Source organism: Stenotrophomonas sp. TWI809 (assembly GCF_039673205.1).
Taxonomy (GTDB): Bacteria; Pseudomonadota; Gammaproteobacteria; order Xanthomonadales; family Xanthomonadaceae; genus Stenotrophomonas.
Genome location: NZ_JBDJLE010000039.1, coordinates 1 through 19,551, shown reverse-complemented (window position 1 = coordinate 19,551; position 19,551 = coordinate 1). Strand labels below are relative to the sequence as shown.

Genomic DNA, 19,551 nt, shown 5'->3' with positions numbered 1-19,551 from the left:
GTCGGGCCGCCCGCTCCCCCACAACCAAAACTTTTCTTTTTGTTGGGGGGGGGGGGGCCCGCCCTGGCCCCGGCACTACCCTATAATTTGCTTTCGCCCACCCCAGGTTGCTTCCCTTGTCCGCCACGCACGAACCCGTCGTTTCCGAGCTGATCGACCTGCTCTCGCTCGAACGCCTGGAAGACAATCTGTTCCGCGGCCAGAGCCGCGATATCGGCACCAAGTACGTTTTTGGCGGCCAGGTGCTGGGCCAGGCGCTGTCCGCCGCCCAGAAGACGGTCGAGAACGGCCGTCACGTGCATTCGTTGCACGCCTACTTCCTGCGCGCCGGCAACATCGACCATCCCATCGTCTATGACGTGGACCGCACCCGTGACGGCGGCAGCTTCTCCGTCCGCCGGGTCACCGCGATCCAGCACGGCAAGGTGATCTTCTTCTGCGCCGCTTCGTTCCAGCAGGCCGAGACCGGCGCCGAGCACCAGCACAAGATGCCGGAAGTGCCGCAGCCGGAAGACATCGAGCCGAACCAGCCGCTGCCGCAGGCGGTGTTGGATCGTCTGCCGATCAAGGTGCAGCGCTGGCTCTCGCGGGGCGGCCCGTTCGAGTTCCGCCATGTCTACCCGCGCGATGAACTCAATCCGCCCAAGCGCCCGCCCTACCACCAGGTCTGGCTGCGCCTGAACGAGACCGTCGGCGATGCTCCGGAGCTGCATCAGGCTTTGCTCGCCTACGCCTCGGATTTCCACCTGCTCGGCACCGCGACCTTCCCGCACGGCATCAGCTACTACCAGCCGCATGTGCAGATGGCCTCGCTGGACCATGCGATCTGGTTCCACCGCCCGTTCCGCGCCGACGACTGGCTGCTGTACTCGCTGGACAGCCCCAGCGCGCAGGATTCGCGTGGCCTGGCGCGTGGCCAGTTCTTCACCCGCAACGGCATCCTGGTCGCCAGTACGGCGCAGGAAGGCCTGATCCGCGTGGTCGATGACAGTGCCGCGGCCGCCGCCGTGCCGGCCAAGGACTGACATGAGACAGATCTTCAACAGCCAGCGCGTAGAGACCGTGGAAGGCGTGGCCCAGCTGCTGCGCGACGCCGGCATCGAGGTGCGCATCACCAACGGCCGCTCGTACCACAGCAAGCGCGGCAGCCAGTTCAGCTATCTGGACAAGGAAAAGGCCACCACCCACCCGACCCTGTGGGTGGTGCATGCCGATGACCAGCCGCGCGCCCGCGAGATCCTGCGCGATGCACGCCTGCTGGAAACCACCCGCCGCGACCACCCGACCGCGCAGTTCGCGTTCCGCGACGAGGTCGCCCAGAACGATGCGCCGCGCAACTGGGCCTGGCGCATCCGTATCGGGCTGCTGCTGGTGATCGCTGCCGTGGCGATGGTGGTGGTCATGCGCCACCGCGGCGCCCCGGTCGTGGCGCCCGCCCCGGCATCAGCACCGGCCGTGCAGCCGACGGCGTCGCCGACCGCACCGGCCGCCACCCCGCCGGAAGAAGAGGAAGTGCGGGTCCGGATCCAGCCCACCGAGTAACGGGTAGTGCCGGCCGCTGGCCGACTCCTCGTGCGATTGGAATCCTGCAGAGCCGGCCAGCGGCCGGCACTGCCCGGTCACATTCCGGTTGAGGCATCGTCATACTCGGATCACCGCCGGGGAACGTGCCATGACGCATCCGCTGACCACTACGCTCGAACGCGAGCTGCCCGCTGCCACAGGCGGCTGCCAGCAGTCCTACGGGCGCATCGTGCTGGCCTGCCAGAACACGGTCACCGCGATCGCGCTGGCGATCACCCGCGACGTGCATGCCAGCGAGGACATCGCACAGGAGGCTTTCATCAAGGCCTGGCAGCAGCTTAACCAGCTGCACAACCACGCCAGCTTCCTGCCGTGGCTGCGCCAGATCACCCGCAACCTCGCCCGGGACTGGCTGCGCGCCAACCGCGGCCGCCCGCTCTCAGGCGAGGCCGCCGAGATCGCCATCAACATGGCCGCCGACCCCAGCCCCAGTGCCCCGGAACACCTGCAGCGGGTGGAAGAAGAACTGGCCGCCGAAGAGATCATCTCTGCGCTGCCCGAAGACAGCCGTGAGACGCTGCTGCTCTATTACCGCGAAGGCCAGAGCTCGCAGCAGGTCGCCGATCTGCTCGGGCTCAGCGATGCCGCCGTGCGCAAGCGCCTGTCGCGCGCGCGCGCCACCGTCCGCGAGGAAATGATGCGTCGCTTCAGCGACTTCGCGCGCAGCAGTGCGCCGAGCGCTGCGTTCGCGACCACCGTCGTGTCCATGGTGCTGGTCGCCGCCCCCGGTACCGCCAGTGCCGCGATCCTGCTCGGCACCGGGCTTGGCACCAGCAAGCTCGGCCTGGGCGGTGCCAGCGTTTCCGGCGGTGCCGCCCTGGGGTCGTTGACGGCAGCGGCCAGCCAGACCCACGTGTTGCCGCCGGATTTCGCGTGGGGTGCGATCCTCGGCAGCATGGTCGGTGGCGTGCTGGGCAGCTACCTGGGCGGCCGCTATCTGCTCTCGTATGCCGAGAGCCATGACGAGCGCACGGCCATCCGCGGCTTCGTGCACTACAGCACCTTCACCGCCATGGTGACCTGCGTGGCCGTGTTCGCCCTGGGCTTCCTGCCGCTGGCGTGGTACTGGCCGGTGGTGGCGTTGGCCATCGGCCTGGCCGTGATCAACTATCAATGCCTGGTTCCGCTGCAGCGGATCATGGCCCCGATGATCGCTCGCGATGCAGCGCGCCATGGTCGCACCGGCCCGAACTGGAAGTACGAGTCGCTGTATGGCCGCAAGGCGCTGTGGGTAATGAACCTGTTCGTGATCGGCACCATCGCCTGGGCGATGTACAGGAACGGCCGCATCTGATGTAGAAAAAGCGCCGGTCGATGACCGGCGCTTTCGTTGTGCAGCTTCAGCGTATCGCTTACTTCGCGGCCGGTGCCTTCGGCGGCATCGGCGGCTTGCCATCGCGATGATCGCCACGCGGGCCACCGAACGAGCCCTTGGCCGCATCGAACTCGGCCTTGCTCAGCTGGCCGTCCTTGTTGGTGTCGGCCGCAGCGAACCAGGCATCACGATGCTGCTTCATGCGCAGCTCGCGGTCGGCCTTGTCCAGGTAACCATCCTTGTTGACGTCCATCGCATCGAAGCGCGCGGCCAGGCGCGGGTCGGCCTTGGCCTCTTCGCGGCTGATGCGGCCGTCCTTGTTGGTGTCCAGCTTGGCCATCCAGTCGCCATGCCCACCCGGGCCACGCCCGTGGCGCTTGCCGTGCCAGCGCGGCAGTTCCTCACGGGACAGCTTGCCGTCCTTGTTGGCATCGAGCGTGTCGAACTGCGCGGCCAGACGCGGCGACCTGGCCGCCTCGGTGCGGTCGATGAAGCCATCGCCATTGGTATCCAGCTTGGCGCGGGCGGGTTTGTCGGCGGCGGCGGGGGTATCGGCAGCGACCGCCAGGCCGGCAGCACCGGTGGACAGCAGCAGGGCCAGCAGCAGGAGGGATTTGCGGTTGCGCATGGGTAACTCCGGTTGGTGAGGGAAACTGCGTGCGGTGCGTGGCACCCACACCGGTAACAACGCGTGGGCGCCAGCACCGTTGACAGCCCGGCAGGCCGTGTTCATTTGGCAGACAGTCGCGCCGGCTGCGACGGCACGGGGCTATGCTGTGGGCATGGCAATACACGGCGACCGCGACGACGAGCTCCGACTGTTCCAGACCGGTGACCACCCCTGTGGCTACTGGCCGGAACGGGCCGCGCGCGATCTGGTGCTCGATCCCAACGATCCGCGCCTGGGCACGCTGTACCCGATGGCACTGGGCTGGGGCTTCCGCCGCTCCGGCGATCTGGTCTACCGCCCGCACTGCGCGGACTGCCACGCCTGCGTGGCCGTGCGCATCCCCGTGGCCCGCTTCGCGCCGGACCGCAGCCAACGCCGCTGCCTGGCCCGCAACGCCGATCTGGAAGTGCGCATCGTTGCCGCCGAACAGACCGAAGAGCAGTTCGCGCTTTATCACCGCTACCTGACCCATCGCCACGCGCAGGGCGGCATGGACGAACACGGCCCGCACGAGTTCGACCAGTTCCTGATCGGGCGCTGGTCGCAGGGGCGTTTCATCGAACTGCGCGGCCCGACGGTGGACGGCCATCGCGGCCCACTGCTCGGGGTGGCCGTAACCGATGTCACCCCGCAGGGACTCTCGGCGGTCTATACCTTCTTCGAACCGGACCAGGCTCATCGCGGCCTGGGCACCTTCGCGATCCTGCAGCAGATCGCTTGGGCCCAGCGCGAGCAGCTGCCACACCTGTACCTGGGCTACTGGATCCGCGACCACCGCAAGATGGACTACAAGCGCCGGTTCCGCCCGCTGGAGGCCTACGATGGCCGCCGCTGGCATGCCTTCGATGACGAACTGGACGGCCGCTGACGCAACACTGACACCGCGACGGGTGCAAAATAGGCGGATGAAAGCCCATCCCCTGATCCTTGCCCTGGCCCTGCTGTGCGGCGCCTGTGCCCAGACCCCCGCCAAGACCGCCGCCATGCCGGATCCCGCTTCCGCGCCGCTGCGGATCGCCACCTACAACACCTCCCTGTACAGCGACGAGACCGGCGGCCTGATCGCCGAGCTCGAAGGCGACAGCGAACACGCGGGCAAGATCGCCGCCGTCCTGCAGCAGGTCCGTCCCGATCTGGTGCTGCTCAACGAATTCGATTACGACGACGCCCACCGCGCCGCCGACCTGTTCCAGCAGCGCTACCTGGAAGCCGCACAACCGGGCGGCGGTGAGCCGCTGCACTACGCCTACCGCTACCTCGCCCCGGTCAACACCGGCGTGCAGAGCGGCCTGGACCTGGACAACAACGGCGAGATCGGCGGCGAAGGCCGCGCCCGTGGCAACGATGCCTGGGGCTACGGCCTGCACCCGGGTCAGTACGGCATGCTGGTGCTGTCGCGCTACCCGATCGATGAAGCCAAGGTCCGTAGCTTCCAGCTGCTGAAGTGGAGCGCGATGCCCGGTGCCCTGCGCCCGATCGACCCGCGCACCGGGAAATCCTTCTACAACGACCACGTCTGGTCGCAGCTGCGCCTGTCCTCCAAATCGCATTGGGACGTGCCGGTGACCACCCCGAACGGCACCGTCCATGCCCTGGTCTCGCACCCGACCCCGCCGGTCTTCGACGGCCCGGAGAAGCGCAACGCCGCCCGCAACTACGACGAACTGCGCCTGTGGCAGGACTACCTCAAGGACCGCGACACCTCCTGGCTGTGCGATGACCGCGGCCAGTGCGGCGGCCTCCCGCAGGACGCGCGCTTCGTCATCCTCGGCGACCTCAACAACGACCCGGTCGACGGCGACGGCCGCCACGACGCGATCGTCGAACTGATCGAAAACCCCCGCGTCCTGCGCTACCCCACCCCGCGCAGCGTCGGCGCAGAGCAGACCAGCCTGGCGTATGCCGAAAAAGGCATCACCCGCAAAGGCGCGCCCTTCCACGCCACCGGCGACTTCGGCCCGAAGTCGGGCACGATGCGGCTGGACTACGTCCTGCCCTCGGTCGGCTTCAACTACATCGGCAGTGGCGTTTTCTGGCCGGCCAACGAAAGCCCGGACGCGAAGATCGCCGATGGCAGCGACCACCATCTGGTGTGGGTGGACGTGAAGTAAGTTCTGCTTCGCTTTCAACGAAAAACGGCGAGCCAAGGCTCGCCGTTTTTTTTGTCCTGCCATTTTCTGCCGCGCCGTTGGATCCGCCCAACCGACCCTCCGCGAAGAGGTGATCGGGCAGCCCGATGAAGGACCGTGTGCGGCATGGATGCCGCACTACGAGCCCCCAGGGATGGGTTTACGGCGGGTCCTGCATCGGGCTGCCCGATCGCCTCACACCGACAGCACCCAAGGCGCCCTGCCTCACGACCGCAACTCGATCCCGATCGCCTCAGCCGCCTCACGCGCAATCTTCCGCGCCTCATCGACATCCGCCCCCCGCGCCAGCGTCACCCCTACCCGGCGATGCCCGTGCACACTCGGCTTGCCGAACAGGCGCAGCGCCGAATCCGGCTGCACCAGCGCTTCGGCCACATTGCTGAAGAACGGCACGCCTTCGCCGTGGGCCAGCATCGCGCACGACGCCGACGGACCACTCTGGCGGATCACCGGGATCGGCAGCCCCAGGATCGCGCGCGCATGCAGCGCGAACTCACTCAACTCCTGCGAGGCCAACGTCACCAGACCCGTGTCATGCGGCCGCGGTGATACCTCGCTGAACCACACCTCGTCGCCCTTCACGAACAGCTCGACCCCGAACAGCCCCCAGCCACCCAGCTCATCGGTGATCGCCTGCGAAATCTCCTCCGCCCGTGCCAGTGCGCGCGGCGACATCGGCTGCGGCTGCCAGCTTTCTCGGTAGTCGCCGTCTTTCTGCCAGTGCCCGATCGGCGCACAGAACGAGGTCCCGCCTGCGTGACGCACGGTCAGCAACGTGATTTCGTACTCGAAATCGATGAAGCCCTCCACGATGCAGCGCCCGGCACCGGCGCGGCCACCGGTCTGCGCATACTCCCAGGCCGGCGCGATGTCGGCGTCCTGGCGCAGCGTGCTCTGGCCCTTGCCCGAGGAGGACATTACCGGCTTGACCACGCACGGCAGGCCAATCGCGGCCACCGCCGCGCGGTACTCGGCGTCGGTATCCACGAAACGGTACGGCGAGGTCGGCAGGCCCAGCGTCTCGGCGGCGAGCCGGCGGATGCCTTCACGGTCCATCGTCAAGCGCGCGGCACGCGCGGTGGGCACCACGCGCAGGCCCTGCTCCTGTTCCAGCTGGACCAGCGTCTCGGTATGGATCGCCTCGATCTCAGGCACCACCAGATGCGGCTTCTCCAGTGCAATCAGCGCGCGCAGCGCCATCGCGTCGAGCATGTCGATCACGTGCGAACGGTGTGCCACCTGCATCGCCGGCGCGTTGGCGTAGCGGTCAGCAGCGATTACCTCCACCCCCAGCCGCTGCAGCTCGATGGCGACTTCCTTGCCGAGTTCGCCGGATCCCAGCAGCAGCACACGGGTGGCGGAAGGAGACAGCGGCGTACCGAGCGTGGACATGGCAGTGTTCCGGACAACAGGGGCGGGAGGGCATTCTAGCCGGTGCCGCCGCCGCGTGGCCGGCCCGGGCGGCACTTGCAGAGTGATATCAATTTGATATCTTCCAATCAACTACCCAAGGACGCCCCGCCATGAAAGAGAAGTCGATCCGCTCGCTGTCCGGCCTGCCCTTCCTGCTGCTGGTGCTGGCCCTGACCGCGGTGGCCGTGTGGATGTTCGTGGTCGGGGTGGACAAGGGCAACCGCAACCCGGCGCTGATCGTGGGCAGCCTGGTGCTGGCCACCACCGCCCTGCTCAGCCTGGTCGGCCTGTACACCGTGCAACCCAACCAGGCCGTGGTCGTCAGCCTGTTCGGCAAGTACGTCGGCACCGTCAAGGAGAACGGCCTGCGCTGGAACAACCCGTTCTTCACCAAGGTCAAGGTGAGCCAGCGCGTGCGCAACTTCGAAAGCGGCAAGCTCAAGGTCAATGAGCTCGACGGCAGCCCGATCGAGATCGCCGCGGTGATCGTGTGGCAGGTGGTGGATGCTTCCGAAGCTGTCTACAACGTGGATGACTACGAGAGCTTCGTGCACATCCAGTCCGAATCTGCGTTGCGCGCGATGGCGACCAGCTATCCGTACGACCAGCACGAAGAAGGCCAACTGTCGCTGCGCAGCCATGCCGCCGAGATTTCCCAGCACCTCAAGGACGAGCTGGCCGAGCGCCTGGCCGATGCCGGCGTGCAGGTGATCGACGCGCGCATCAGCCACCTCGCCTATGCGCCGGAAATCGCCCAGGCGATGCTGCAGCGCCAGCAGGCCAATGCGGTCATCGCCGCGCGTACGCGGATCGTCGCTGGCGCGGTCGGCATGGTCGAAATGGCCTTGGCCGAACTGCAGAAGAACGGCGTGGTCCAGCTCGATGAAGAGCGCAAGGCGCACATGGTGAGCAACCTGCTGACCGTGCTGTGTTCGGATCGTGGCACCCAGCCGGTGGTCAACGCCGGTTCACTGTATTGATGCAACAGCGTGCCGACCCATGGTCGGCACCTACCAACGCAACGCGGCGCCGAGGGGACGGCACGCGTTGTAGATAAAGGACCCCGCATGACCGAAAAGAAAGCCTACCCGCTGCGTATCAATGCCGACGTTCTGGCGGCGGCGCAGCGCTGGGCCGACGACGAGCTGCGCAGCCTCAATGCACAGATCGAATACGTGCTGCGCGATGCGCTGCGCAAGGCCGGACGCCTTCCCAAACCCACCCCCGACAAGGAGAGCAAGCCATGAGCAGGCGCTGGAGCTACCTGACCGTTGAAGTAAAGCCGGGCATGATGGGCATTGTGAAACCCAAAGACATACAGGACGAGCTGACCCGGCACGGCAACCTTGGCTGGGAACTGGTCAACCTTGTCTTCGCGCCGCCCCTCAATACGGCGTTGCTGATCTTCAAGAAGGAGGATTGAGATGTCTGAAGCTCAATCCTTCGAGGTTGCCCCATCGCCGGTCCGGCGACTGCTGTGGCTGTGGGTTCCGCTACTGCTCGTCGCCGGCCTGATGGTGGGCACCGCGCTGGACGCGCCGGAGCGTTCACACACCGAACTGTTCATCACCCTGCCGTTCCTGGCGGTGCTGGCGGCCGCGCTGACCTGGGCGTACACCCGCCGCCGCATCGTGCTCCACCAGGACACGCTGGACGTGCAGTCGACCTTTTACCGCAAGCGCGTGCCGGTGAGCGACATGCGTCTGGACGAAGCGCGCATCGTCGATTTCGCCGAGCATGGCCGTTACAAGCCCTCGATCAAGACCAATGGCTACGGCGTGCCGGGCTTTCAATCCGGGCATTACCGGATGGCCGACCGCAGCAAGGCGTTCTGCCTGGTCACCGACAGCAGCCGTGTGCTGCACCTGCCGCTGCGCGATGGCAGCGCCCTGGTGATCAGCCCGGACCGCCCACGTGCACTGCTCGATGCCCTGAAGGCGCTGGCCGCGCGGCCGGGCGCGCACTAAGCTGGCAGCATGCGCCGATCCCCTGCCCTGCTCAACACCGCCGAGATCGAATTGTGGCCCGGCGGCCTGCTGCGTGCACGCGGCTCTGCCGACGCGCGCGCCTTGGCTCGCGCGCAGTGGGTACTGCGGCGCAAGCGCGATGGGCGCTACCTCGCCGTCGCTACCGCCCACGGCGTGCTGCCGCTGGTGCCGCGCCTGATGCGCGAGCCGGGCATCGAGGAGGCACTGGATGCGCTGGACCGCCAGCTGCTGGATCGCCGTCGTGGCAACGCGCCCGATGCGGTGCTGCCCCTGAGTGGACTGCAGCATCGCCTCGAAACCCTCGGGATTGATGCCGATGCCTACGAGGCCGCGACCGGTCTTGCGCTGGAGGCCGAACCGGCTCAGCTGCACCTGGCCGGCTTCGACCGCTACCGGCGCCCGCTATGGCTGCACCGCGACGCTGCGCGAGGCTGGCAACGGATGCGCCAGCAGGCCGCCGCCGATGGCATCGCGCTGGATGCGATCTCCGGTTACCGCAGCCACGACTATCAGCTGGGCATCTTCGCGCGCAAACGCAGCCGCGGGCTGAGTGTGGAGGACATACTGAAGGTCAACGCCGCGCCCGGTTACAGCGAGCATCACAGCGGCCTTGCGCTGGACATCGGCACGCCGGGCGAACCGCCGGCTGAAGAATCGTTTGAGTCGACTGCCGCGTTCGCGTGGCTGGGCGCGCATGCCGGTCGCTTCGGGTTCCAGCTGAGCTACCCGCGCGACAACCCGCATGGGATTGTCTACGAACCGTGGCATTGGTGCTGGCGCGACGCCGAACCCTGACCGGGGCGGCCCACAAGGAGGACAACCATGGACGATCAGAATCCCTACCAGGCCGGTGAGGTTCCCCCCTCCACGCCCATGGCACCGCACTGGGAACAGGTGCCGAGCGGGATCACCAGACCAGTCACGCAGCTCTGGTTACTGGGCGCGGGACTCACCGTGTTCACCCTCGCCACGGGTGGCTGGACGTGGGCCAAGAACCAGCACGTGTTCGCCATGATGAACTTCATCGCTGCTGCGATGCTGAGCTGCGTTTACCTGGGTCTGGCAGTGGGGGTCTACAAACGCAGCCGGGTTGCGGCCTGCCTGACCGCTGCGCTGTGGGCATGGGTGTTCGTGATGCATCTGAGGCTGGACAGCGCCGGCATGGCAGACACGCTGCGGAGGATGGGAATGATGGTGGTGATCGGGGTCGTGGTCCTCCGCGGCACCTACGCCACCTTCCGCCATCACCGCTACCTTGCGGCGAAAAAGCGCCACCCAGCACGGGCACGAATCAGCGACGACCCGGCCTTCGCGCCGGAGCCGCCGGACGCGTAGCCTCACCCCTGCGAACGATTGGTCGTCGCCTTCGGATCCACCGTGAAATCGGCGATACGCCACAGGTACAGACTGGCGTAGGTCCGGAACGGGCCCCACCTCTCGCCACGGGCGAGCAGTTCCTTCGGGGTCGGCATCCCCTCGGCCTTGTCCACGCGCTGCGCTCCCTTGCGGATACCGAGGTCGTCCACCGGCAGGATGTCCGGGCGACCCAGCCGGAACATCAGCATCATCTCCACCGTCCAGCGGCCGATGCCGCGGATCGGAACCAGCGCATCGATGATCGCATCATGGTCCATCACCGACATCCGGCGCAGGTCGGGAATCTCGCCTGCTGCCTCGCGCCTGGCCAGGTCGCGCAGGGCCAGCGCCTTGTTGCCGGAGACACCGCAGACGCGCAGCCCGGGGTCATCGATACGCGCAAGCGTATCGGCGTGCAGCCGGGTGCTGCCGATGGCCGTCTCCACCCGCCCAACGATGGTCGAGGCGGCCTTGCCGCTGAGCTGCTGGAACAGGATTGCCCTGGCCAGCGCATCGACCGGATCGAACGTCTTCGCCCACCCGGGCTGGGCCTGGATCGGGCCGAGCCGCTTCATCCACGTGCCCAGCCGCCGGTCGCGCCGGCTCAGCCAGGCATGCGCCTCATCGACATCAAAGCCGCGGCGGTATCGGGGCATGTCAGCGCCTCAGCGCGTTCAGCCCGTAGGCCAGCCAGCCCACCATCAGCGCGGTGCCACCGACCGGCGCCAACGAGGTGCTGAGCTTCCACAGCGCGCCCGCCACCAGGCTGCCGGAGAACAGCAGCGTGCCGATCAGCAGGACGTACAGGGCCAGCCGGCCCAGCGTGTTCTGCTGGGTCGGGCCGAGTACGGCCAGCGCCACCCCGTGCCCGAAGGCGTACAGCGCCGCGGTGGTCACATGCGACTGCGCCAGCGGGTCGGCGATGCCATGGGAGGCGTATGCCGACAGGCCCACCGCCGTGGCCGCGAGCAGCCCGCCCAGGCCGGCCAGCAGGGAGGGTTTGCGCGTGCGTCGTTCCAGGTTGAGCATGCTTGCGTCCTTCAGACAGTGCCCCGTGGCCGGAGCCAAAAAAAAACGCGCCGCAGGAAGCGGCGCGTTTCAGGTCGTGCGTTACATCACGGCAACCGTCGGATTACTTGACGGCCCAGTAGATGTCGTACGTGCCTTCCGGAGTGAACGACTTGTCCACGCCGTCCTTCCAGGACTCGTACGGACGATCGATCACTTCGTTGCCGCCGGTCACCGACCACGCACGCAGGGCGTTGCGGGCGATGTCCAGGCCGGCCATGTGGCCGGTGTAGGCCGCGTGGGCCGAACGATGCGGAGCCACATGCACGTACTTGACCGGTGCACCATCGTCGATCTTCACCGTCAGGGCTTCGGCCGTCGCGGCCTCGGCACCCTTCTTCTTGACCGGCTGGGCCACGTCGAAGGCGTACTTCTCGGCGCCGAAATCGGTGGTGATGATGCGGAACGGACCGGCGGCTTCGAGGTTGTTGGCCTCCATGACGCGCTTGATCCACTCCTGGTTGTCCTTGATGGACTTGGTGATGGTCTCCTGGCCGCGGTCCACGTTGCCGGCGGTGACGACCAGCAGGTCCTCGGCCGGGACGTCCACGATGGCCAGATCGGTCAGCGGGGCTTCGGCGGTGCGGTAGTCGATGTTCGGCACGGTGGCCAGCATGTTGGCCATGCGCGACAGACCCAGCTTCAGGTCGTCACCGGCGTGACGGCTGACGTACAGACCAGCGTAACGACCGAACAGGTTGAAACCGTACTTGACGCTGTAGTCCTGCGTGATCTTGACGTTGCGGCCACCCTTGCCGGTCGGCTCCAGGGTGAAGCTGGTGGTCTTGTCGTGACCCTTGGAGGCGTCCTCGATCGCGATCGCCACGTGCTTGTTCTGCTCGGACTCGGTGATCACCCAGCTACCCTCGCCCAAGGAGCTTTCCTTGGAGGCGTAGTCCAGGCGTGCGCCGACGCCGGCAGCGGGGCCGGAGTACTTCAGTTCAACGGCGGGATCGCGCAGCAAGAGCGGGTTCCAGTCCTTGAAGCGGCGCAGGCTGTTGACCGTGTCGTACACGATCGTCATCTTGCGGTTGGTCTCGATGCTTTCGGAAATATGGCGCTCGCCCGGCAGACATACGCCAATGATGACGAACAGGCCAGCCACGATCCCCAAGGCGATCAGGAACTCGATAATACGGGTCATTCAGGAGTCTCCGGGGCCGATCCCACGGCCGGGTTGATTGAAGCGAAGCGCCAATCCTAGCAGGCTTCGCCGGTGTTGTTGATCAGGGTTGGCACACCGGTTTCCATGTCGGCAGCGGTTTTGCATAGACAAGGAGCGGAAAGATAACGCATCGCGCGTGTCAGCACGTAGCGGATGGACAATATTTCTTTGCCGGATTCGGCTGTCGAGACCGAAAATCCCCCTGCATCGCTTGCGCTGCAAGGGTTTCGCAGAATTCAGAAATTACCTGCAAACCCGTCACCGCCCGAAGGCCGGCACCGGGTCCACCGGCTCAGACCAGCTGCAGCTCGAAGGCCTTGAGCACCGCCCGGGTGCGGTCGCGCACCCCCAGCTTGGAGAGGATGTTGGACACATGGTTCTTGATCGTGCCCTCGGCCACGCCCAGTGAATTGGCGATCTCCTTGTTGGAGAAGCCGCTGGCCATCAGCCGCAGGATCTCGGTTTCGCGGTCGGTCAACGGGTCCGGCCGGTCCAGGCTCACGAACTCGTTGCGCATGTGCTCCAGGCCCGACAGCAGCCGCTGGGTGACCGCCGGCTGCACCAGCGAGCCGCCATCGGCCACGGTCCGGATCGCGCCCACCAGCTGGTCCAGGGTCACGTCCTTGAGCAGGTAGCCCTTGGCCCCGGCCTTGAGCCCGGCCAGGACGAGCTGGTCGTCGTCGAAGGTGGTCAGGATGATGGTCGGCGGCAGCTGGTTCAGCCGCGACAGCATCTGCAGCGCCTCCAGGCCGGACATCACCGGCATGCGCATGTCCATCAGGACCACGTCCGGGCGGACCTGGGGAACCACCTCGACTGCCTGGCGGCCATCGGCGGCCTCGGCGACCACCTCGATGCCGTCATCGAGCGCCAGCAGTGAGCGGATCCCCTGCCGCACCAGGGTTTGGTCGTCGACCAGGCAGACGCGAATCATCAACGCACTCCTTCAATGACAGCGGTCAGCATCAATACTGGCACGCCGGGTACCGAGGCACGAAGGCGGAAGCCCTGGCCCCGGCGGGTTTCGATCTGCAGCTCACCACCGCATTGTTGCAGGCGCTCGCGCATCCCGCGCAACCCGTTGCCGACCACGATCCCGTCGGCGCCCACCCCGTCATCATGCGCTTCCAGCACCACGATGCCCGGCGCCTCGCGCCGGACCTTGATCCAGAGGTTGCGCGCGCCGGCGTGCCGCACTGCATTGGTGATGATCTCCTGGGTGCAGCGCAGCAGCACGTGGGCCCGCTCGGGGTCTTCCACGCTCAGCGGCTCGTCGATATCCAGGTGGATCTCCAGCGAGGGGACCTGCTCGGTCAGCGGGCGCAGCGCGGCGGCCAGATCGATCGCGCCACTGTCGCGCAGCTGGCTGACCGCCTCGCGCACGTCGGTCAGCAGCAGCTTGGCCAGGGTATGGGCCTGATGGACGTGTTCCTGCGCCTGCCCTTCGGTGATGTGGCCGGCCACTTCCAGATTCAGGCTGAGCGCGGTCAGGTGATGGCCCAACAGATCGTGCAGCTCCCGGGAAATGCGGGTGCGTTCGTTGACGCGGGCGCTTTCGGCCAGCAGCACGCGGGTGGCGCGCAGCTCGGTATTGAGCCTTCGCTGCTCTTCACGGGCATCGGTCTGCTGCCGCGCCACCAGGCTGGTCACGAAGATGAACATGGAGAAGCCGCCATACAACAGCGACTGCATCACCGCTTCGAACAAAGAGAAATTCAGGATGAGGTAGTAGACCGGCAGCACCGCCAGCTGGCTCAGCAGCAGCCAGATCACGCCACCGCGCACCGGCAGCATCCACGGGATGACCCCGGCAGCGACCATCATCAGGATGCTGCCCAGCCCGGAGCCGCTCAGATAGCTCACGCCCAGCGCCGACGCGGTCAGCAGCACCAGCATGACCCGGTCATACCAGCGCGAGTGGCCGCCGTTGCGCAGCCCGCGGGTCAGCCAGAAGTAGCCGGCGCCGAAGGCCAGGTACGCAGCAAACAGCCACAGCGCCCACGCATCGACGCCTCCGCCGCGGCGCAGCAGCGCTTCGTACTGTGAGTAAACCAGGGGAAGTCCGACCATGACCCAGGTGAACAGGCCGGCCAGTCGCAGTACTCGGGTGTGGCTGAGGTATCCCAACATGGACGCATAGTAGGCTGAACCTGTTCCCCTGCACTCCCACAGAAGTCATGCCTGTCCGCTCGCGGGGGGAAGCCACCCATGCAATAATCGGACCGAGGGCCCCTCGATGGGCCAACCGCGTTACCCCACGGAGTCACAATGTCGATTGTCATCCGCGACGTGCGCGAGCACGAGCTCGATTCCGTCCTGGCCCTGAACAACAATGCCGGCCTGGCCATCCTGCCGTTGGATGCCGCCCGCCTGCGTCTGTTCTATGAAAGCGCTGAGTATTTCCGCGTCGCCGAGCGCGACGGCAACCTGGCCGGTTTCCTGATCGGCTTCGGCAGCGACAGCCAGCACGACAGCAGCAACTTCGCCTGGTTCAAGCAGCAGCTTGACAGCAAATTCTTCTATATCGACCGCATCGTGGTCGCCAGCCGCCGTCGCGGCGGTGGCGTTGGCCGTGCGTTCTATGCCGATGCGCAGAGCTACGCCGAGCTGCGTTACCCGCAGCTGACCTGCGAGGTGTTCCTCGATCACGGTGCCGATGCCGCCCTGCTCTTCCACGGCAGCTTCGGCTTCCGCGAGGTCGGGCAGAACAACATGGCCCACGTGGATGTGCGCGCCAGCATGCTGCTCAAGGACCTGTGCAGTTACCAGTGGGTGCACGACACCTACGGCGACCAGTTGCCGGATGTGCCCTGGGTGGGCCATCGCCGCGAGCCGCTGCGCGTGCAGCAGCAGACGGGGACCTGATCGGTGGCAGCGAACATGGATTTTGAACAGGCCGGTGAACTGAAGATCGGCCAGGTCGGCATCGCGAATCTGCGTATCCGCACCCTCGATGTCGAGCGCCTCACCCGTGAAATGCAGGAACGTGTCGCGCGTGCGCCGAAGCTGTTCGGGCGTGCAGCCGTGATCCTGGATTTCGGCGGACTCAGCAGGATGCCGGACGTGGCGACCGCCAAGGCGCTTCTGGACGGCCTGCGCAAGGCCGGCGTGCTGCCGGTTGCGCTGGCCTACGGCACCACCGAAACCGACCTGCTTTCCCAGCAGCTCGGCCTGCCGCTGCTGGCCAAGTTCCGCGCCCAGTACGAGCGCGCCGAGGCCGAACCGGCCCCTGCGCCCCTGCCGGTCGCCGAACCGCCGCCGCGCCGTGCGCGTGCCGCCGCTGCCGTGCCTGCGGCACCGGCGCCGAGTGCGGTGGCCACCGGTGGCGCGCCCAAGCCGGGCCGCATGCAGACCGCCAATGTCCGCTCGGGCCAGCAGCTGTATGCGGAAAACTGCGACCTGACCGTCATGGCCACCGTCGGCGCGGGCGCCGAGGTGATCGCCGACGGCAGCATCCACATCTACGGTACGCTGCGGGGCCGTGCCCTGGCAGGTGCCCAAGGCAACACCACGGCGCGTATTTTCTGCCGTGAATTCCACGCTGAACTGGTCGCCATTGCCGGCCATTACAAGGTACTGGACGATGTTCCGGACTCCCTGCGCGGCAAGGCCGTGCAGGTGTGGCTGGAACAGGACCAGATCAAGATCGCTGCGCTGGACTGACGCAGCCCCCAAACAGAAGAATCAGGAGAAATCCTTTGGCTGAAATCATCGTAGTCACCTCCGGCAAGGGCGGCGTCGGCAAGACCACCAGCAGCGCCAGCCTGGCCTGCGGGTTGGCACGTCGTGGCAAAAAGGTGGCGGTGATCGACTTCGACGTCGGCCTGCGCAACCTGGACCTGATCATGGGCTGCGAGCGCCGCGTGGTGTACGACTTCGTCAATGTCGTGCACGGCGAAGCGACCCTCAAGCAGGCCCTGATCAAGGACAAGCGCTTCGACAACCTGTACGTGCTGGCTGCCTCGCAGACCCGCGACAAGGACGCACTGACCCAGGAAGGCGTGCGCAAGGTGCTCGACGATCTCATCGCCGACGGCTTCGAATACGTCATCTGCGACTCCCCGGCCGGTATCGAGAAGGGCGCGTTCCTGGCGATGTACTACGCCGACCGTGCGGTCGTGGTGGTGAACCCGGAAGTGTCTTCGGTGCGCGACTCGGACCGCATCATCGGTCTGCTCGATTCGAAGACCCACAAGGCCGAATCCGGCAAGAACGTGCCGGCCTTCCTGCTGCTTACGCGCTACAGCCCGGTACGGGTGGAAAGCGGCGAAATGCTCAGCATCACCGACGTGGAAGAAGTGCTGGGCCTGAAGGCCATTGGCGTGGTGCCCGAATCGGGCGACGTGCTCAATGCCTCCAACAAGGGTGAGCCGGTCATTCTGGACCCCGAATCGGCGGCGGGCCAGGCATACGAAGATGCGGTTGGCCGCATCCTTGGCGAAGAGCGTCCGATGCGCTTCACCACCGTGGAGAAGAAAGGCTTCTTCAGCAAGCTGTTCGGAGGGTAAGCATGGGACTGTTCGATTTCCTGAACCGAAAGAAGACCACTGCCGAAACGGCCAAGAACCGCCTGCAGATCATCATCGCGCAGGAACGCAGCCACCGCGGCGGCCCGGACTACCTGCCTCTGCTGCAGCGCGAGCTGCTGGAAGTGATCAAGAAGTACGTCAACATCGACGCTGATGCGGTCAAGGTCGATCTGGTCAAGGACGGGGAGCACGATGTGCTCGATATCTCCGTCGCCTTGCCGGAAGGCCCGCAGCAGCCCTGATCGACATCGCCCCTTCCGCGTTGGAAGGGGCGGTTGAGCGGTAACCCATGAACGACGCTGCCCCCACCGCCGAACCGCAGGTCACCTGTGTCGGCGATATCCGTTTCGACGATGCCCTCGCCCTGCTCGCCACCCACGATCTGCACCTGCATCGTGTGGCCGACGGCGCGCCGATTCCGGGCAGCTATTGGGGTGAACCCGAAGCCGGCATCATCGGCAGCGACGTGTATGTCCGCGATGACACGCCCGTGCACTCGATGCTGCACGAAGCTTGCCACCTGATCGTGCTGCCGCCGGAGCGGCGTGCGCTGGTGCACACCGATGCCACCGATTCGGTGCCCGAAGAAGACGCCACCTGTTACCTGCAGATCGTGCTGGCCGCGCAACTGCCAGGCGTCGGCAGCGCGCGCTTGATGCTGGACATGGATGCGTGGGGGTATACGTACCGGCTGGGGTCTACGAAGGCGTGGTTCGAGCAGGATGCGGAAGATGCCAAGGCGTGGTTACTCGAACGCGGCCTTCTTCCTGCGTAAATCCGCATGTGCGGCTGGTCCCGGGCGCGTGGCGACGCGCCAAGCGTATAGGCGCCAGGGTGTTCACTCGGCGCGGTTCGAGCAGGACGGTGAAGATGCACTTGCCTGGTTGATGTAGCGCAGGTTGCTTCTGCCGTAGAGCCGACCGTTGGTCGGCTGTCATGCGCTGTGACGCGACGTCAGGAGCAGCCGACCAACGGTCGGCTCTACCCGGCCATCGCGCGCAGGGTGATGCCCACGATGTAGGCCAGATACGTGCCCGTCGCGTAGCCCATCGTGCCGAGCAGCACGCCGACCGGCGCCAGCGAGGGGTGGAACGCCGCCGCGACCACAGGCGCGGAGGCCGGCCCGCCGATGTTGGATTGCGAACCAATCGCGAAGTAGAAGAACGGCACCTTCAGCGCGCGCGCCAGCGCCCATAGCAGCACGATGTGCACGGCGATCCAGATCAGGCCGAGCAGGAACAGCCACGGGCGGTCCAGCAGCGCCAGCAGGTCCATCTGCATGCCGATGCAGGCGATCAGGAAGTACAGCAGCAGCGAACCCAGTTTGGAGGCACCGGCGCCTTCCAGGTTGCGCGCACGGGTGAAGCTCAGCGCCAGACCGCAGGTAGTGGAGATCACCACCACCCACACGAACGGCGCGTCCAGACTGAACTGCGAGGCCCAGGCGACATGCCCCTTGAACCACGCCGAGACCGGCCCGGCAATCGCATGCGACAGGCCCACCACGCCGAAGGCAACGGCGACGATCAGCATCAGGTCGGTCAGGCTGGCCACGCGCTCATGCTGTGCCTGGAAGGCCTGGATGCGCAGCTTGAGGGCATCGATGCCCGAGGTGTCGGCACCGCTGCGCGCATCGATCTTTGCCGCGCGCCCGGCCATGAAGATCAGCACCGCCATCCACACATAACCGACACCGACATCGACCACCGCGAACTGCCCGAAGGTGGTCGCGTTGACATCGAAGACTTCGCGCATCGCCAGCATGTTGGCGCCGCCGCCGATCCAGCTGCCGGCCAGCGCCGCCATGCCGGCCCACGTGTCGCCGGCCACCGTCGCCGGATGCAGCCACTTCATCAACTGGAAGGCGACCACGGCGCCGATCATGATGCTGAGCGAGGCGCCCAGGTACATCACGATCAGTTTTGGTCCCAGCCGCAGGATGCCCTTGATGTCCACGGCCAGGGTGAGCAGCACCAGGGCGGCGGGCAGCAGGATGTCACGAGCGACCGGGTTATAGAGATGGGTGTTCTGGCCATCGATCAGGCCGACGGTGTTGTACACACCGGGAATCAGGTAGCACAGCAGCAACGCGGGCACGTAGGTATAGAACCGCTTCCACAGCCCCTGCTCGCGCGAGGCGGTCCAGAACACGGCACCGAGGGTGGCGGCGATCAGGCCGAAGACGACGATGTCGTTCTGGATCAGGGCGGGAGCTTTCACGGGTGTGGAGTACCTGAAGGAGGGGCGTGCGATTCCACACGGCTCGGGAAAACAATCACCGGTAGAGCCGACCGTTGGTCGGCTGCTTTTTAC

24 protein-coding genes are annotated in these 19,551 nt (G+C 66.3%); 16 read left to right on the top strand and 8 right to left on the bottom strand.

The features are described from left to right. Positions 1 to 116: 116 nt before the first annotated feature. From tesB to ABE472_RS18270, 3 genes are all read left to right on the top strand, one after another. Positions 117 to 1,025 (top strand): acyl-CoA thioesterase II, encoded by a 909-nt coding sequence (gene tesB / locus ABE472_RS18280; RefSeq protein WP_088432131.1) that lies wholly within the window; start codon positions 117 to 119, stop codon positions 1,023 to 1,025. A 1-nt stretch (position 1,026) separates the two neighbouring features. Continuing rightward, the gene (locus ABE472_RS18275) at positions 1,027 to 1,542 is read left to right on the top strand and encodes a DUF2007 domain-containing protein (RefSeq protein WP_313217592.1); all 516 of its coding nucleotides are present in this window, start codon (positions 1,027 to 1,029) and stop codon (positions 1,540 to 1,542) included. Between the two features lie 130 nt (positions 1,543 to 1,672). Next, positions 1,673 to 2,878: an RNA polymerase sigma factor gene (locus ABE472_RS18270; protein ID WP_313217590.1), complete on the top strand. Its 1,206-nt coding sequence runs from the start codon at positions 1,673 to 1,675 to the stop codon at positions 2,876 to 2,878. 58 nt (positions 2,879 to 2,936) lie between these two features. Here ABE472_RS18270 and ABE472_RS18265 read toward each other — a convergent pair whose 3' ends face one another. Further along, a complete protein-coding gene (locus tag ABE472_RS18265; RefSeq protein ID WP_346463949.1) occupies positions 2,937 to 3,527 on the bottom strand; it encodes an EF-hand domain-containing protein in 591 nt (196 codons plus the stop codon). Positions 3,528 to 3,681: 154 nt separating this feature from the next. Here ABE472_RS18265 and ABE472_RS18260 point away from each other — a divergent pair, with 154 nt between their 5' ends. Continuing rightward, a complete protein-coding gene (locus ABE472_RS18260; protein ID WP_313212736.1) occupies positions 3,682 to 4,437 on the top strand; it encodes an arginyltransferase in 756 nt (251 codons plus the stop codon). A gap of 37 nt (positions 4,438 to 4,474) precedes the next feature. After that, positions 4,475 to 5,680 (top strand): endonuclease/exonuclease/phosphatase family protein, encoded by a 1,206-nt coding sequence (locus ABE472_RS18255; RefSeq protein WP_346466767.1) that lies wholly within the window; start codon positions 4,475 to 4,477, stop codon positions 5,678 to 5,680. Between the two features lie 243 nt (positions 5,681 to 5,923). Here the strand turns inward: ABE472_RS18255 and purT are convergent, their stop codons facing one another. Beyond that, positions 5,924 to 7,111: a formate-dependent phosphoribosylglycinamide formyltransferase gene (purT, locus tag ABE472_RS18250; RefSeq protein ID WP_346463944.1), complete on the bottom strand. Its 1,188-nt coding sequence runs from the start codon at positions 7,109 to 7,111 to the stop codon at positions 5,924 to 5,926. Between the two features lie 131 nt (positions 7,112 to 7,242). Between purT and ABE472_RS18245 the strand changes: the two genes are divergently transcribed. From ABE472_RS18245 to ABE472_RS18220, 6 genes are all read left to right on the top strand, one after another. Further along, positions 7,243 to 8,112, top strand: a complete 870-nt coding sequence (locus ABE472_RS18245) for an SPFH domain-containing protein (protein ID WP_088432124.1) — start codon at positions 7,243 to 7,245, stop codon at positions 8,110 to 8,112. Positions 8,113 to 8,199: 87 nt separating this feature from the next. Continuing rightward, on the top strand, positions 8,200 to 8,379 hold the full coding sequence (locus tag ABE472_RS18240) for an Arc family DNA binding domain-containing protein (protein ID WP_313212733.1): 180 nt from the start codon (positions 8,200 to 8,202) through the stop codon (positions 8,377 to 8,379). Next, a complete protein-coding gene (locus ABE472_RS18235; protein ID WP_123728652.1) occupies positions 8,376 to 8,555 on the top strand; it encodes a DUF4177 domain-containing protein in 180 nt (59 codons plus the stop codon). Before ABE472_RS18240 ends, ABE472_RS18235 begins: the two co-directional genes overlap by 4 nt. Position 8,556: 1 nt before the next feature. Continuing rightward, positions 8,557 to 9,099: a PH domain-containing protein gene (locus tag ABE472_RS18230; protein ID WP_346466766.1), complete on the top strand. Its 543-nt coding sequence runs from the start codon at positions 8,557 to 8,559 to the stop codon at positions 9,097 to 9,099. A 9-nt stretch (positions 9,100 to 9,108) separates the two neighbouring features. After that, the gene (locus tag ABE472_RS18225) at positions 9,109 to 9,915 is read left to right on the top strand and encodes a M15 family metallopeptidase (RefSeq protein ID WP_346466765.1); all 807 of its coding nucleotides are present in this window, start codon (positions 9,109 to 9,111) and stop codon (positions 9,913 to 9,915) included. 27 nt (positions 9,916 to 9,942) lie between these two features. Next, a complete protein-coding gene (locus tag ABE472_RS18220) occupies positions 9,943 to 10,455 on the top strand; it encodes a hypothetical protein (RefSeq protein WP_346466764.1) in 513 nt (170 codons plus the stop codon). 2 nt (positions 10,456 to 10,457) lie between these two features. Here ABE472_RS18220 and ABE472_RS18215 read toward each other — a convergent pair whose 3' ends face one another. The 5 genes from ABE472_RS18215 to ABE472_RS18195 all read right to left on the bottom strand — a co-directional run bounded on the left by ABE472_RS18215 (position 10,458) and on the right by ABE472_RS18195 (position 14,839). Next, positions 10,458 to 11,132 carry a DNA-3-methyladenine glycosylase gene (locus ABE472_RS18215; protein WP_346466763.1) on the bottom strand — a complete coding sequence of 225 codons (675 nt, stop codon included), beginning with the start codon at positions 11,130 to 11,132 and terminating at the stop codon, positions 10,458 to 10,460. Between the two features lies 1 nt (position 11,133). After that, positions 11,134 to 11,505, bottom strand: coding sequence for a DUF423 domain-containing protein (locus ABE472_RS18210; protein WP_346463936.1), 372 nt, complete (start codon positions 11,503 to 11,505; stop codon positions 11,134 to 11,136). A 103-nt stretch (positions 11,506 to 11,608) separates the two neighbouring features. Then, positions 11,609 to 12,688, bottom strand: a complete 1,080-nt coding sequence (locus ABE472_RS18205) for an SRPBCC family protein (RefSeq protein ID WP_313212728.1) — start codon at positions 12,686 to 12,688, stop codon at positions 11,609 to 11,611. Positions 12,689 to 13,001: 313 nt separating this feature from the next. Further along, complete coding sequence (locus ABE472_RS18200) at positions 13,002 to 13,643, bottom strand: response regulator transcription factor (protein ID WP_019184539.1); 642 nt, start codon at positions 13,641 to 13,643, stop codon at positions 13,002 to 13,004. After that, positions 13,643 to 14,839: a sensor histidine kinase gene (locus tag ABE472_RS18195; protein ID WP_088432115.1), complete on the bottom strand. Its 1,197-nt coding sequence runs from the start codon at positions 14,837 to 14,839 to the stop codon at positions 13,643 to 13,645. The genes ABE472_RS18200 and ABE472_RS18195 overlap by 1 nt, the downstream gene beginning before the upstream one ends. A 138-nt stretch (positions 14,840 to 14,977) precedes the next feature. On the opposite strand from ABE472_RS18195, the gene ABE472_RS18190 reads away from it, so the two are divergent. The 5 genes from ABE472_RS18190 to ABE472_RS18170 are packed head-to-tail and all read left to right on the top strand — an operon-like array spanning position 14,978 to position 18,013. After that, positions 14,978 to 15,574, top strand: a complete 597-nt coding sequence (locus tag ABE472_RS18190) for a GNAT family N-acetyltransferase (RefSeq protein WP_088432114.1) — start codon at positions 14,978 to 14,980, stop codon at positions 15,572 to 15,574. Positions 15,575 to 15,589: 15 nt separating this feature from the next. After that, on the top strand, positions 15,590 to 16,372 hold the full coding sequence (gene minC, locus ABE472_RS18185) for a septum site-determining protein MinC (protein WP_313217578.1): 783 nt from the start codon (positions 15,590 to 15,592) through the stop codon (positions 16,370 to 16,372). A gap of 35 nt (positions 16,373 to 16,407) precedes the next feature. Then, on the top strand, positions 16,408 to 17,217 hold the full coding sequence (gene minD, locus ABE472_RS18180) for a septum site-determining protein MinD (protein WP_088432112.1): 810 nt from the start codon (positions 16,408 to 16,410) through the stop codon (positions 17,215 to 17,217). 2 nt (positions 17,218 to 17,219) lie between these two features. Continuing rightward, positions 17,220 to 17,480 carry a cell division topological specificity factor MinE gene (gene minE, locus ABE472_RS18175; RefSeq protein WP_017355894.1) on the top strand — a complete coding sequence of 87 codons (261 nt, stop codon included), beginning with the start codon at positions 17,220 to 17,222 and terminating at the stop codon, positions 17,478 to 17,480. Between the two features lie 47 nt (positions 17,481 to 17,527). After that, positions 17,528 to 18,013, top strand: coding sequence for a hypothetical protein (locus ABE472_RS18170; RefSeq protein WP_313217576.1), 486 nt, complete (start codon positions 17,528 to 17,530; stop codon positions 18,011 to 18,013). Between the two features lie 206 nt (positions 18,014 to 18,219). On the opposite strand, the gene ABE472_RS18165 is transcribed toward ABE472_RS18170, so the two are convergent. Next, positions 18,220 to 19,458, bottom strand: coding sequence for a DUF819 family protein (locus ABE472_RS18165; protein ID WP_313212725.1), 1,239 nt, complete (start codon positions 19,456 to 19,458; stop codon positions 18,220 to 18,222). Between the last annotated feature and the right edge of the window lie 93 nt (positions 19,459 to 19,551).

Bases quoted from the DNA above. Each gene is read 5' to 3' on its own strand.
- ABE472_RS18195 (WP_088432115.1), bottom strand. From the start codon at position 14,839: ATGTTGGGATACCTCAGCCACACCCGAGTACTGCGACTGGCCGGCCTG.
- ABE472_RS18265 (WP_346463949.1), bottom strand. From the start codon at position 3,527: ATGCGCAACCGCAAATCCCTCCTGCTGCTGGCCCTGCTGCTGTCCACC.
- purT (WP_346463944.1), bottom strand. From the start codon at position 7,111: ATGTCCACGCTCGGTACGCCGCTGTCTCCTTCCGCCACCCGTGTGCTG.
- ABE472_RS18225 (WP_346466765.1), top strand. From the start codon at position 9,109: ATGCGCCGATCCCCTGCCCTGCTCAACACCGCCGAGATCGAATTGTGG.
- ABE472_RS18190 (WP_088432114.1), top strand. From the start codon at position 14,978: ATGTCGATTGTCATCCGCGACGTGCGCGAGCACGAGCTCGATTCCGTC.
- ABE472_RS18245 (WP_088432124.1), top strand. From the start codon at position 7,243: ATGAAAGAGAAGTCGATCCGCTCGCTGTCCGGCCTGCCCTTCCTGCTG.
- ABE472_RS18170 (WP_313217576.1), top strand. From the start codon at position 17,528: ATGAACGACGCTGCCCCCACCGCCGAACCGCAGGTCACCTGTGTCGGC.
- ABE472_RS18215 (WP_346466763.1), bottom strand. From the start codon at position 11,132: ATGCCCCGATACCGCCGCGGCTTTGATGTCGATGAGGCGCATGCCTGG.
- ABE472_RS18240 (WP_313212733.1), top strand. From the start codon at position 8,200: ATGACCGAAAAGAAAGCCTACCCGCTGCGTATCAATGCCGACGTTCTG.
- ABE472_RS18255 (WP_346466767.1), top strand. From the start codon at position 4,475: ATGAAAGCCCATCCCCTGATCCTTGCCCTGGCCCTGCTGTGCGGCGCC.
- minE (WP_017355894.1), top strand. From the start codon at position 17,220: ATGGGACTGTTCGATTTCCTGAACCGAAAGAAGACCACTGCCGAAACG.
- ABE472_RS18200 (WP_019184539.1), bottom strand. From the start codon at position 13,643: ATGATTCGCGTCTGCCTGGTCGACGACCAAACCCTGGTGCGGCAGGGG.
- ABE472_RS18230 (WP_346466766.1), top strand. From the start codon at position 8,557: ATGTCTGAAGCTCAATCCTTCGAGGTTGCCCCATCGCCGGTCCGGCGA.
- ABE472_RS18235 (WP_123728652.1), top strand. From the start codon at position 8,376: ATGAGCAGGCGCTGGAGCTACCTGACCGTTGAAGTAAAGCCGGGCATG.
- ABE472_RS18205 (WP_313212728.1), bottom strand. From the start codon at position 12,688: ATGACCCGTATTATCGAGTTCCTGATCGCCTTGGGGATCGTGGCTGGC.
- ABE472_RS18210 (WP_346463936.1), bottom strand. From the start codon at position 11,505: ATGCTCAACCTGGAACGACGCACGCGCAAACCCTCCCTGCTGGCCGGC.
- ABE472_RS18220 (WP_346466764.1), top strand. From the start codon at position 9,943: ATGGACGATCAGAATCCCTACCAGGCCGGTGAGGTTCCCCCCTCCACG.
- ABE472_RS18275 (WP_313217592.1), top strand. From the start codon at position 1,027: ATGAGACAGATCTTCAACAGCCAGCGCGTAGAGACCGTGGAAGGCGTG.
- minC (WP_313217578.1), top strand. From the start codon at position 15,590: ATGGATTTTGAACAGGCCGGTGAACTGAAGATCGGCCAGGTCGGCATC.
- ABE472_RS18260 (WP_313212736.1), top strand. From the start codon at position 3,682: ATGGCAATACACGGCGACCGCGACGACGAGCTCCGACTGTTCCAGACC.
- ABE472_RS18270 (WP_313217590.1), top strand. From the start codon at position 1,673: ATGACGCATCCGCTGACCACTACGCTCGAACGCGAGCTGCCCGCTGCC.